The organism is Azospirillum oryzae (genome assembly GCF_900177515.1).
Lineage (GTDB): Bacteria > Pseudomonadota > Alphaproteobacteria > Azospirillales > Azospirillaceae > Azospirillum > Azospirillum oryzae_A.
Genome location: NZ_FXAK01000007.1, coordinates 2,353,710 through 2,365,833, shown reverse-complemented (window position 1 = coordinate 2,365,833; position 12,124 = coordinate 2,353,710). Strand labels below are relative to the sequence as shown.

Annotated in this window: 12 protein-coding genes; 6 read left to right on the top strand and 6 right to left on the bottom strand. The window is 69.2% G+C overall.

Translation table 11 applies throughout. The features are described from left to right. Nucleotides 1-5 precede the first annotated feature (5 nt). Nucleotides 6-1,169: a pyridoxal phosphate-dependent aminotransferase gene (locus tag B9N97_RS23665; protein WP_085090130.1), complete on the top strand. Its 1,164-nt coding sequence runs from the start codon at nucleotides 6-8 to the stop codon at nucleotides 1,167-1,169. 133 nt (nucleotides 1,170-1,302) lie between these two features. On the opposite strand, the gene B9N97_RS23660 is transcribed toward B9N97_RS23665, so the two are convergent. Next, on the bottom strand, nucleotides 1,303-2,040 hold the full coding sequence (locus B9N97_RS23660; protein ID WP_085090129.1) for an SDR family NAD(P)-dependent oxidoreductase: 738 nt from the start codon (nucleotides 2,038-2,040) through the stop codon (nucleotides 1,303-1,305). A 276-nt stretch (nucleotides 2,041-2,316) separates the two neighbouring features. Between B9N97_RS23660 and B9N97_RS23655 the strand changes: the two genes are divergently transcribed. Further along, the gene (locus B9N97_RS23655) at nucleotides 2,317-3,558 is read left to right on the top strand and encodes a ChaN family lipoprotein (protein WP_244560867.1); all 1,242 of its coding nucleotides are present in this window, start codon (nucleotides 2,317-2,319) and stop codon (nucleotides 3,556-3,558) included. On the opposite strand, the gene B9N97_RS23650 is transcribed toward B9N97_RS23655, so the two are convergent. Then, complete coding sequence (locus B9N97_RS23650) at nucleotides 3,555-4,148, bottom strand: NUDIX hydrolase (protein WP_085090128.1); 594 nt, start codon at nucleotides 4,146-4,148, stop codon at nucleotides 3,555-3,557. The two genes, B9N97_RS23655 and B9N97_RS23650, sit on opposite strands and share 4 nt — an antisense overlap. Before the next feature lie 172 nt (nucleotides 4,149-4,320). Between B9N97_RS23650 and rmuC the strand changes: the two genes are divergently transcribed. The 4 genes from rmuC (at nucleotide 4,321) to B9N97_RS23630 (ending at nucleotide 8,634) form a co-directional block, all read left to right on the top strand. Beyond that, nucleotides 4,321-5,778 carry a DNA recombination protein RmuC gene (rmuC, locus tag B9N97_RS23645; RefSeq protein WP_244560866.1) on the top strand — a complete coding sequence of 486 codons (1,458 nt, stop codon included), beginning with the start codon at nucleotides 4,321-4,323 and terminating at the stop codon, nucleotides 5,776-5,778. A 136-nt stretch (nucleotides 5,779-5,914) separates the two neighbouring features. After that, on the top strand, nucleotides 5,915-6,103 hold the full coding sequence (locus B9N97_RS23640; RefSeq protein WP_085090127.1) for a hypothetical protein: 189 nt from the start codon (nucleotides 5,915-5,917) through the stop codon (nucleotides 6,101-6,103). A gap of 177 nt (nucleotides 6,104-6,280) precedes the next feature. Then, nucleotides 6,281-8,305: a methyl-accepting chemotaxis protein gene (locus tag B9N97_RS23635; protein WP_085090126.1), complete on the top strand. Its 2,025-nt coding sequence runs from the start codon at nucleotides 6,281-6,283 to the stop codon at nucleotides 8,303-8,305. A gap of 128 nt (nucleotides 8,306-8,433) precedes the next feature. After that, nucleotides 8,434-8,634 carry a hypothetical protein gene (locus tag B9N97_RS23630; RefSeq protein WP_244560865.1) on the top strand — a complete coding sequence of 67 codons (201 nt, stop codon included), beginning with the start codon at nucleotides 8,434-8,436 and terminating at the stop codon, nucleotides 8,632-8,634. Between the two features lie 30 nt (nucleotides 8,635-8,664). On the opposite strand, the gene B9N97_RS23625 is transcribed toward B9N97_RS23630, so the two are convergent. From B9N97_RS23625 to B9N97_RS23610, 4 genes are all read right to left on the bottom strand, one after another. Continuing rightward, nucleotides 8,665-9,741, bottom strand: coding sequence for a hypothetical protein (locus B9N97_RS23625; RefSeq protein WP_085090124.1), 1,077 nt, complete (start codon nucleotides 9,739-9,741; stop codon nucleotides 8,665-8,667). Between the two features lie 156 nt (nucleotides 9,742-9,897). Further along, a complete protein-coding gene (locus B9N97_RS23620) occupies nucleotides 9,898-10,119 on the bottom strand; it encodes a DUF1150 family protein (protein WP_085090731.1) in 222 nt (73 codons plus the stop codon). Between the two features lie 114 nt (nucleotides 10,120-10,233). Beyond that, nucleotides 10,234-10,710 (bottom strand): Hsp20 family protein, encoded by a 477-nt coding sequence (locus B9N97_RS23615; RefSeq protein WP_042689584.1) that lies wholly within the window; start codon nucleotides 10,708-10,710, stop codon nucleotides 10,234-10,236. Between the two features lie 125 nt (nucleotides 10,711-10,835). Continuing rightward, on the bottom strand, nucleotides 10,836-11,996 hold the full coding sequence (locus tag B9N97_RS23610) for an NAD(P)/FAD-dependent oxidoreductase (protein ID WP_085090123.1): 1,161 nt from the start codon (nucleotides 11,994-11,996) through the stop codon (nucleotides 10,836-10,838). Nucleotides 11,997-12,124 lie beyond the last annotated feature (128 nt).

Genomic DNA, 12,124 nt, shown 5'->3' with positions numbered 1-12,124 from the left:
CGATCATGAGCAAGCAGCCCAAGGTTTCCAAGCGGGGCGCGATTCCGCCCTTCTTCGTGATGGAAGTGATGCGCGCCGCGGCCGAGCGCGAGGCCGCCGGTCTAGAGGTCCTGCATATGGAGGTGGGGCAGCCCTCCACCGGCGCACCGAAGGGCGTGGTGCAGGCGGCGGCCACCGCGGTGGTGGGCGCCGACCCGCTGGGCTACACCGGCGCGCTAGGCATCCCGCCGCTGCGCGCGGCCATTGCCAAATGGTACAAGGACCGTTACGGCGTCGATGTGCCGGAGCGGCGGGTGGTCGTCACCACCGGATCGTCGGGCGCCTTCCAGCTGGGCTTCCTCGCCGCCTTCGATCCCGGCGACCGGGTGGCGATGGCGTCGCCCAGCTATCCCGCCTACCGCCACACCCTGACCGCGGCCGGCGTGGTTCCGGTGGAACTGCCGACCGGGCCGGAGCATCGCTTCCAGCCGACCATCGAGCTTCTGGAAGCCCTGGATGAGCCGGTGCAGGGCCTGATCGTCGCCAGCCCGGCCAACCCGACCGGCACGATGCTGAGCCGCGAGGAGCTGACCGCCCTGTCCGACTGGTGCCGTGCCAACGGCGTGCGCATGGTGTCGGATGAGATCTACCACGGACTGACTTATGGCACCGACGCGGTGACGGCCGCCGAGGTGAACGATCAGGCGCTGGTGGTCAACAGCTTCTCCAAATATTTCTCGATGACCGGCTGGCGTCTCGGCTGGATGATCGTGCCGGATGACCTGCTGCGCTCGGTCGAATGTCTGGCGCAGAACCTGTTCATCTCCGCCCCGACTCTCAGTCAGGTTTCGGCGGTCGCCGCCTTCGACTGCACGGAAGAGCTGGACGGCCACGTCGCCCGCTATGCCCGCAATCGCAAGCTGCTGCTGGAGGAGCTGCCGAAGGCGGGCTTCACCAAGATGGCTCCGGCCGACGGCGCCTTCTACATCTATGCTGACGTGTCGGACATGACCGACGACAGCGAGGCGCTGGCGAAGCGGATCCTGGAGGAGACGGGCATCGCCTGTACCCCTGGCATCGATTTCGACACCGCCCGCGGCCGCCGCTTCCTGCGCTTCAGCTTCGCCGGGTCGGAGGAGACCATCGCCGAGGCGGCGCGGCGGCTGATCGCCTGGAGGGCGGGGAAGTAAGGGGGCGGCGTTAGCCCCCACCTAACCTCCCCCGCTGCGCAGGGGAGGGACTGCCGCCGCTCTCCCAAACAAGCACTTGTCCCCTCCCCCGCCCAGCGGGGGAGGGTTAGGGTGGGGGTCTGACTCCGCACCCTCAGAACAGATGCTGCCCGCCGGTGATGAAGGTCTCCGTGCCCGTCACATAAGCCGAGTCCGGGCCGCAGAGATAGAAGATCACCGCGGCGACATCCTCCGGCGTGCCCATCCGCTTCAGCGGGATGCGCGGGATCAGCACGTCGTATTCGGGGCCGGTCATCGCGGTTTCGATCTCGCCGGGGGCGACGGCGTTGACGCGGACGCCGATCTCCGCGAACTCCACCGCCATTTCGCGGGTCAGGCCCGACAGCGCCGCCTTCGACGTCGAATAGGCCGATCCCGCAAAGGGATGCACCGAATGGCCGGCGATCGAGGTGACGTTGACGATCGCCCCCTTCCCCCGCGACAGCGGGGCGGCGAAGCCGCGCGCCAGAACCAAAGCGGCGAAGAAGTTCAGCTCGAACACCCGGTGCCAACCCTCGATTGAGCCGTTCAGGCAGCCGAGCCGCTCCTTGATCGGGGTCTTCGGCGAGATCCCGGCGTTGTTGATCAGGGCGTGCAGCGGCGCGCCGTCCAGCGCCTTGTTCGCCTCCTCCACGAAGGCGGCGCGGCTGGCGGGATCCGACAGGTCGGCCGGAATGTGGTGGGTCCAGTTGGGGTCGCGCCGGCAATGGTCCGGCACCTCCTCGCGCGAGCAGGAGATCACGCGCCAGCCTTCGTTGCTGAACCGGGTGACGGTGGCGTGTCCAATACCCCGGCTGGCGCCGGTGAGAATGACGACTTTGCGGTGCGGCATGGGGCTGCGCTTCACGAATGATTGCGGTCGGCGGGGAAGCGGTACCCTGGGAACGGCCTTGGGTTTACGGATGCGGGAGCCTGCGCTCGCGATCCGCCGGTGGTCCACCGCCTGCGGCGATCCTAACCGCCGTCGTTCCGCCTGTCATCCGGCAGTATGCCGGCCACCGGTCCGCCGTCCGGCGCGGCGGAACGACGCAATCGCCGGCCTTGTCCATTGACGTTGCGCCCGACAGCGCCAACCTTGGCGCAATCCCCGCACCGACGGAGCCAGCCCTTGCCGCGCCAGCCCTTCCGTCCCGCCGCGCCCGTTCCGCGCCTCCGCTTCGCCCTGCTGACCGTCGCGGCGCTGTTCCTGAGCGTTCCCGCCGCTCGGGCCACGGAGGCCAGGGCGGAGGACGCCGCGCGCATCGGCTGCGTGCCGCCCGGCGTCTGGGCCGACGGCACCGGCACGGCGGTGGAGCCGGTCCCGCTGCTGCGCCGGATCGCCGAGGCGCCCGTGGTCCTGCTGGGGGAGCAGCATGACAAGCCGGACCATCACCGCTGGCAGCTCCACACCCTGGCCGGGCTCCATGCGCTGAACCCCGATCTCGCCATCGGGATGGAGATGCTGCCGCGGCGGCTGCAGCCGGTGCTCGACCGCTGGGTGGCGGGAGACCTGACGGAGAGCGAGTTCCTGAAGCAGACGGACTGGCGCACGGTCTGGGGCTTCGAACCGCAATTCTATCTGCCGATCCTGCAGTTCGCCCGTCTGCACCGGCTGCCGGTGGTGGCGCTGAATGTCGAGCGCTCGCTGGTCAGCCGAACCGCCCGCAATGGCTGGGCCACCATCCCGGAGGCTGACCGCGAGGGCGTCGGCACGCCGGCCCCTCCGACCGACGCCTACCGCAGCCGCCTGACCGAGACGCTGGCGGCGCACGACCACTCGGAAGCCCGCGCCGCCGCGCCCGACGATGCCCCCAACAAGGCGGCCCAGCGCTTCATCGAGGCGCAGGGCGTCTGGGACCGCGCGATGGCGGAGAAGATCGCCGAGACCCGCCGCACCACCGGCCGCAGCGTGATCGGCATCCTCGGCGAGGGGCATGTCGCTCGCAGGGAGGGCGTGCCGCACCAGCTGGCCGATCTCGGCATCGGCGACGCCGCCGTGCTGCTGCCCTGGGACGCCGACCGCGATTGCGACGAGCTTGACGGCCGCATCGCCGATGCCGTTTTCGGCCTGGGGCCGGAGCGGGAGGATGCCGAACCGCAACGGCCGAAGCTGGGTGTGCAGCTCGACCCGACGCCGGAGGGCATCAGGGTGGGGGCGGTCGGCAACGGCAGCGTCGCCGAGGCCGCGGGCCTGCGCACCGGTGACCGCATCCTGGTCGCCGCGGGAACGCCGGTGCGTGCCCCGGCCGATCTGGTCGCGGTGATCCGCCGTCAGGCGCCGGGGACCTGGCTGCCGCTGACCATCCGGCGCGACGGGGCGGAGCAGGAGCTGGTGGCGAAGTTCCCGACGGAGGGGGCCGGGACGCCTTAAAGCATCTTCTCCCATCGGGCGAGCGCGTCAGGCGTGGGGTTGACCGCCGGCGCGCAGTCCGACCGGCCGAGCCGCTCGTGATGCTCGCGCAGGGCCCAGACGACGGTGGGGAAGGCAAGCTCGCTCCAGGGGATGTCCTTCCAGGCGAACAGGCCGACCTCCAGGCTTTCCGGGCCGGGCTCCACGTCGGGGGACAGCAGGCGGGCGCGGAAGATCATCTGGACCTGGCTGATGCGCGGGATGTCGTAGATCGCCAGCAGATGGTCAATGTCGATGCGCGCCCGCGCCTCCTCCCAGGCTTCGCGGGCGGCACCCTCGCGGGTGCTCTCCCGCTCTTCCATATAGCCGGCGGGCAGGGTCCAGAAGCCCTTGCGCGGTTCGATGGCGCGGCGGCAGAGCAGGATGCGGCCGTCTTCCCAGGTCGCCACCGCCCCCACCACGATCAGCGGATTCTGATAGGCGATATAGCCGCAGTCCGGGCACATCAGCCGCTCGCGATCCTCGCCGGGCGGGATGCCGCGGACGCGCGGGCCGCCGCAGTTCGGGCCGCAATCGGAAGAGCTGGTGTCGGGAGTCGTGTCGTTCGGCATGGCCACCGATATGGCGCCGCATCCTTGGTTGGGCAAGCGGAGAAAGCGGCGGCTCGGCCGCCGCGGCTCCCACTGCGGCTCCCGTTGCGGCGCTCTGTCCGTTCGTGGCCTGTTCCAATTCGCGATTCGTTCCGATAGGCTGCGCCCATATCGGACGGTGAGGGAAATCGGGGTGACGCAGTTCCTGGTGAACGGGATGGTGATTGACGGCCTGTCGCTGGCGGTCGGGCTGGTGGCCGGCCTGCTGCTGGGCGCCGCCGTCGCCTGGGCGGTGATGCGCGCCGCCGCCGGCCGGGCGGAAACCGCCGCCGCCGCCCTGCATGCGGAGTTCGCCACCCGTCTCGACCTTGCCGAACGGACCGAGGACGATCTCCGCGAGGAGATCGAGGCGCGCGACCACCAGATTGCCCGCCTGCATGGCGAGGTCGCCGACGCCCGCGAGCGCCATGCCCAGCTGTCCACCCGGCTGGAGGCGGAGCGAACCGCCGCGGCGGAGAAGATGGCGCTGCTGGAGCGCGCCCAAGCGGCGCTGGCCGACAGCTTCAAAGCCCTGTCGGCGGAGGCGCTGCACCAGAACAACCGCAGCTTCCTCGATCTGGCGCGGGAGACGCTGACCGGCTTCCAGGAGCAGGCGAAGGGCGACCTGGACAAGCGCCAGACCGCCATCGCCGCCATCGTCGACCCGGTGCGGCAGTCACTGGAGGCGATGGACCGCCAAATCCGTGAACTGGAAAGCACGCGGGCCGGCGCCTATGAGGGGCTGAAGCAGCAGGTGCTGTCGCTGGTGGAAACCCAGACCCAGCTGCGGGCGGAGACCGGCAACCTCGTGCGGGCTTTGCGCACGCCGGCGGCGCGCGGGCGCTGGGGCGAAATCCAGCTGCGCCGGGTCTGCGAAATGGCGGGGATGCTCGACCATTGCGACTTCGTCGAGCAGGTTTCAGTCGACAGCGGGCGGCTGCGTCCCGACCTGATCGTCACGCTGCCCGGCGGCAAGACCATCGTGGTCGATGCCAAGACGCCGCTGGAGGGCTATCTGGACGGCATCCAGGCGGTGGAGGAGACGGGGCGGCGCGACGGCATGGTCCGCCATGCCCGCCATGTCCGCGAGCATATGAAGCAGCTCGGCACCAAGGGCTATTGGGACCAGTTCGACGACAGCCCGGAATTCGTCGTGCTGTTCCTGCCCGGCGAGAACTTCTTCTCCGCGGCGCTGGAGCAGGACCCGGCGCTGATCGAGGCCGGCATCGACCATCGCGTCATCCTGGCGACGCCGACCACCCTGATCGCGCTGCTGCGCGCCGTCGCCTATGGCTGGCGGCAGGAGCGGCTGGCCGACAATGCACGCGAAATCAGTGCGCTGGGTGCCGAGCTGTACAAGCGGCTGTCCGACCTCGGCGGCCATATGGAGAAGCTGGGCGGGCAGCTGGACAAGGCCGTCGGCTGCTACAACAGTGCGGTCGGCACGCTGGAATCGCGGGTACTGGTCAGCGCGCGCCGCTTCCGCGACCTGCACGCCGCACCGGAGGGGGCGGAGATGCCGCTGCTGGAACCATTGGACCACAGCCCGCGCCGTCTGCAGGCGGCCGAACTGCGTGCCGTGCCGCCGGTTGAGTCCACCGCCGCCGATTGAGGCGCATCCACTCCGGTGATGCGGCATTTCGCCCCACCGATGACGGCACCCGGCAGCCGCTGATCGACGCTGCGGTGCGGCGGCGGGCGTGCTATCCATGCGGTGTTACCGCCCTTCGACTCCATGGAACCCGCCGATGTCGGACCAGACCGCAACCGACCAGACCGTCCGCTGCGACCGCTGCGCCCACCGCTATCCCGCCGCCGAGGGCGGGTGCCCGCGCTGCCGTTCGATTCGCCGCACCAACTCCGTGATCGTGGCGCTGCTGGTGATGCTGGTGATCCTCACGATCGTCGGCTGGATCGGCACCTTGGTTCTGACCTGAGCCCGCACCCGGCACCTTGGTCTCTCCTTGCGCAGACTCTGCACAATCCGCGTGCAAAGCGCTCAATGAAACATCATTTCCCTTTTACCCGATAATCGAGCAAGTTTTTTGCTTGTCACATTAGGTTTATTTTGAGAATCAACCCTTATGCTGTCGTCTTTGCGCAGGGGTTGCACCATGCTGAAAAACCTCCGGATTGCCGCGCTTACCAATCTGTTCGGGGTGGTGGTCACGCTCGGTTTCCTGGCGGTGGTCGTCACCAGCGCGCTGGCGATCCGCGAGCTGAAGGTGGGTGGGCCGATCTACCAGCGCATCGTCCTGGGCAAGGACCTGATCGCCGACATCCTGCCGCCGCCGGAATATGTGATCGAAGCCTACCTGGAGGCGACGCTGGCGATGAACGACCCGGCGTCGGTCGACCAACGCCGCACCCGGCTGGCGCAGCTGCGCAAGGATTATGACGAGCGGCACGAATATTGGCTGAAGGAGAGCTTCGAGCCGTCGCTGCTCGACCAGCTGACCCGGACCTCCCACGCGCCGGTGATGCGCTTCTGGAGCGAGATCGAGACCAAGTTCCTGCCGGCGCTGGCCCGCAAGGACGAGGCGGCGGCGCGCGCCTCCTATGCGGTCATCGCCGAGGCCTATGCCGCCCACCGCGCGGTCGTCGACCGGATCGTCGCGGACACCACCCGCTACAACAGCGAGACGGAGGTCTATGCCGCCGGCCGCGAAAGCCTGTTCATGACCGCGGTCTGGGGCGTGTCGGCCGTCGTGCTGGCGGTCGTGGTGCTGGGCGTGCTGGGCATCCGGCGCCGGGTGGTGCGGCCGGTGGGCGAACTGACGGTGGCGATGCGGACCCTGGCCCAGGGCAACCTCGCCGTCGCCATTCCCGGCGCCGACCGCGGCGACGAGGTGGGGGCAATGGCCCAGGCGCTCAGCGTCTTCAAGGAGAATGCCGAAGAGGCCGAGCGCATGCGCCGCCTGCGCGACGAGGAGCGCGAACGGTTGGAGCGCGAGAAGCAGGCGGCCCTGCTGCGCATGGCCGAAACGGTGGAGACCGAGGCGTCGAACGCCGTCGACGTGGTCGCCAACCAGACCAGCCAGATGGCCGGCAACGCCACCCGCATGGCTGAGTCGGCCCGCGCGGTCAGCGACAACAGCCAGAATGTCGCCGCCGCCGCGACGCAGGCGCTGTCGAACGCCCAGACCGTGGCCGCGGCGTCGGAGCAGCTCAGCGCCTCCATCCGCGAGATCGCGGCCCAGATCGGCACCGCCACCACCATGACCGGCGACGCCGTCGGCGCGTCGGTCCGGGCGGAGGAGACCATCCAGCGGCTGGCCGAGGCGGTGACCCGCATCGGCGAGGTGACCGACCTCATCAACGACGTCGCCGGCCAGACCAATTTGCTGGCGCTGAACGCCACCATCGAAGCGGCGCGGGCCGGGGAGGCGGGCAAGGGATTCGCCGTGGTGGCGAGCGAGGTCAAGCAGCTGGCCGGTCAGACCGCTCGGGCGACCGACGAGATCGAAAGCCAGATCGCCGCCATCCAGGCCACCACGGCCGAGGCGGTGAACGCCGTGCGCGCCATCGCCGAGCGGGTGCGCGGCGTCGAATCGGTGTCGGCCACCGTCGCCGCCGCCATCGAGGAGCAGGAGGCTGCCACCGGCGAGATCGCCCGCAACGTCGTCCAGACCTCCAATGCCGCGCAGGAGGTGGCGACCCGCATCGCCGCCGTTTCGCAGGAGGCGACGGCCACCGGCGAGCGGGCAAGCGAAGTCAACGCGCTGTCTACCCGTGTCGCCACCAGCATCGACCAGCTCCGCCGCGTCCTGATCGAGGCGATCCGCACGGCGACGCCGGAGGTGAACCGCCGGGCCGCCCCGCGCTACCCGCTGAACCGTCCGGGCCGGCTGATGGTGGCCGGGCGCGATTTGCCGGTGACGGTCGACAATGCCTCAGAAGGCGGCGCCCAACTGAGCGGACTGCCGCAGGAGGCGTGGAGCGGACTGGCGGAAGGAACCGCGCTGCGGGTTGCCCTGCCGGGGCTGGAGCCGGTGCCTGCCGTCGTGCGCGCGGCAGAACGCGGTGCCGCCGGACGCCTGCATGTCACCTTCACCCTGACCGGGGCCGAGCGTGACCGGTTCGCGGCGCAGTTCGGCCGCGGCGTCGCCGGTCTGGTGCCGATGGAGCGCGCGGCCTGAGCGGCTGGCCCGCCACGACGCGGGAAAAGCCTTAAGTATGACAGGGATTTCATGACGTTCGGGCGGGGCGCGGGTCCAGAATGGCCTTGGTTCCAGGGCCTCCCGCCCATGCTGAAAGCCCGTCTGCCATGGTCGACACCACAGCCTGTCCCTATTGCGGGTCCGATTACGGGCATGGTCCCGACGACTGCCCGCTGTGCCGTTCCGCCCGACGCAAGGATCTGATCGTGCGCTGCGTCATCGGGCTGATGTTCCTGATCCCGATCCTGACGCTGTTCGCCACCATCCTGCTGGACAACGGCATGGGGAAGATGCTGTCGATGGATTGAAGGCGGCTGGGAATCGCGGGCAGCCGGCGCCTACAGGTGGCTGATCCGCGCCGACTGTTCCAGCGCCTTGATGTGCGACAGGCCGGGCAGGATCTCCGACTTCACGAACTCCATGCGGCGGTTGGGGCCGCCGCCACCGCGGGCGAAGCGGTGCTTCCACAGGTTCATCTTCACCGCCAGACCGCACAGCACGCCGCCGATGGTGACGTGGTGGGAGGAGATCAGCTCGCGGATCGACCGGAAGGTGTCGGCGTTGATGTCGCTCCAGAAGTCCTTGGAGCGGTTGTCGAAGCTCTCGAACCGGCCGGTGATGGAGGTCGAGATGTCGGTCAGGTCGCGGGCGATGTCGTCCAGCATCCTGATCTGGCGCGGGTCGCGCTTGACCTCGGCGGAGCTGCGGATTTCGCCCATCCAGCCGACGAAGCGCTGCACCTCCGGCACGATCTCGTCCAGGCATTTGCGGAAATAGGCCAGCGACAGGAAGACGTCGCCGTATTCCTCGAGGAACTGCGGGATCTCGCCCAGGCCGATGTCCAGCCGGTCGGCCATCATGCGCAGGTTGCGCAGAGCCTCGTCCCGGTTGGGATTGGCGAACAGCTGGATGATGTCGGTCACGTCGGAGACCTGCACCTCCTCCGTGCCATAGACATATTCCATCAGCGGCCGGGTGAAGACCCGCATGTAGCTGGTCAGTTCCGCCTTCTTGCGGTCGGACAGGGTCAGCGATTCGACATTGTTGACGTCGATGTTCAGCCGCCGCAGCTCGATCCGCGAGGAATAGACGTCGAAGCTGGAGGCGGCGCCGATCTTCTCCAGCTTCACCAGATCGCGTTCGATCTCGTCCTTGTAGGATTCGAAATAAGCGGGGATATGGCGGGGGGAGACCTGCCCGCTGCCGGTCTGGGCATCGCGGAACATCTCCACCACCGTCTGCAGCCGGACATTCTTGATCAGGCGCGCATGCTGCAGGCCGGGCGTTTCCAAAGGGATCGCCGACAAGGGCAGGATGTGAAGGGAATCGCGCGCCTCGTCGTCCCAGGCCCTGCGCTTTTCCGTGTCGGGGGCCGACTTCGCGTCCGCCGCCGTATCGCTTGCCCCGCCGTCCAACCGACCGTCCCCCACTGCCTCTTCGCGTCTTGTCTCGGCGATTATCGCAGAGCGCACCTTACAACAGGAGTCAGGGCTGACAAGGATCGAGATGTGGCGGATTGCAGCGCGACCGACCGGGGACGTCCGCCGATGGCGGCGCCCCGGCCGGAGCGGTCAATGGACGCTGACCGGCTCCATGTCGTTCTGCACGATGGCGGCGAAGGCCAGATCGCGGTCGGCCACCACGCTCAGCGGCGTGCCGTCGGCGGCGTGGATGGCGAAGGCGGCAGTGCCGTCCATCTCGACCGGGCGGACATAGGCGACGTCGCCCAGGCCGAAGCTGGCGAAATCCTGCGGGGACAGCTGGCGCAGCTGGGTGTGGGTATCGTTCATCATGGTCGTGATCTCCCGGCGGCTCCCCGTCATGGGCGGCCGCGCGTGCAGAGTGTCGGGGGTAGAGTGTCGGAGAACAGGGGTGAAGGCAGTGACCTGGATCATCCCAACAGGCGATCAGTCGTCCCGGCCGTCGGCGGACACGTCGATGGTGCGGGGCATGGCGCCGCCGGCGGCCTTCTTCGGCTGCTCGATCTTGATGGTGCGGACCTTCGGCTCCGGCATCGGGCGGGTCAGGTCGATGTTGAGCAGCCCGTTGTCGAGCGAGCAGCCCACCACCTCGATCCCCTCGGCCAGGACGAAGCTGCGCTGGAACTGCCGCGCGGCGATGCCGCGGTGCAGGTAGACGCGCGACTTGTCGTCGGTCTGGCGGCCGCGGATGACCAGCTGGTTGTCCTCGATCTGGACCGACAGGTCATCGGAGGTGAAGCCGGCCACGGCGAGCGTGATGCGCAGGCCGTCGTCGCCGATCTGCTCGATGTTGTAGGGGGGATAGCCTTCGGCCGAATTCTTGGCGATCCGGTCGAGCGTCCGCTCGAACTGGTCGAAGCCGAGCAGAAGCGGGCTGTTGAAGAGCGAAAGGCGAGTCGTCACGACGCATCCTCCTCACGACGGGAGCGAGTTGCGGAAGATGGGCCCGTTTCCGGCGCCCGGCGGGTCGGCGGCCCAGCATCGGCCGGCGCCGCCATGCCTATAGATTGGGAGAGCCGGGGTCGCGGTCAAGAACCCTGTGAGCCTTGAGAATGGTTAAGAATTTCAGGCGCCTCGCCAAGCGCCATCGCCACCGCGTCGGCGATGGCCAGACAGGAGGTCAGGCCCGGCGATTCGATGCCGAACAGGTTGACCAGACCATCCACCCCATGGGTGTCCGGCCCCTGGATCAGGAAGTCGGCCTGCTGCTGCCCCGGCCCGCTCAGCTTCGGCCGCACGCCGGAATAGGCCGGCACCAGCGCACCGTCCGGCAGCCCCGGCCAATAGGCGCGCACCGCGCCATAGAAGGAATCGGCGCGGGTGGGATCGACGGCGTAATCGACGGTGCCCTCCACGTCGCCCAGCCATTCCACGTCGGGACCGAACCGGGCCTGTCCGGCGAGGTCCAGCGTCAGGTGCACCCCCAGCCCGCCCTCCACCGGCACCGGATAGACCAGCCGCGAGAAGGGGGAGCGGCCGGCGGCCAGCGCATAGTAGTTGCCCTTCGCCAGCACGCGCGGCGGCACATGGGCGGGGTCCAGACCCTCCAGCCCGCGCGCCACGCCCCAGGCGCCCAAGCCCCCTGCATTGATCAGGGTGGAGCAGGCGATGCGCATCGGCTCCGCCCCGCCGACCTCCAGTTCGAAGCCGCTGGCGGTGCGGTGCGAGCGCGTTAGCGGGCTCAGCAGCGCCAGCATCGCCCCGGCCTCCTCCGCGTCGCCCAGCAGGGCCAGCATCAGTCCATGGCTGTCGATGATGCCGGTGGAGGGTGACAGCAGGGCGCCGGCGGTGCGCAGGTTCGGCTCCCACGCCCGCGCGGTGGCGGCGTCGATCTCGGTCAGGTCGGTGACGCCGTTGGCGGCGGCCTGGGCGCGGATCGCCGCCAGCTTCGGCAGCTGGTTCTCCTCCGTCGCGACGATCAGCTTGCCGACGCGGCGATGCTCCACCCCATGGGCGGCGCAGTAGTCATAGAGCGCGTCGCGGCCGGGTACGCACAGCCGGGCGCGCAGGCTGCCGGTGGGGTAATAGATGCCGGCATGGATGACCTCGGAGTTGCGCGAACTGGTGCCGGTGCCGATGGCGTCGGCCGCCTCCAGCACGATCACCTCGCGCCCGGCCCGTGCCAGCCGCCGCGCCACCGCCAGCCCGACCACGCCCGCCCCGACGACCACGCACTCCACCCGTTCCATCGCGCCATTCCTGCCTGCAGCTTGCGGTGCCCGGAAGGGGAGCGCAAAAGGGTGGGGGGACGCAAGAAGTTCCGGATATGCCGTCAGGCTTGACTCCGGCACGCCAATGGGTATTGTGCGCGCCTTCA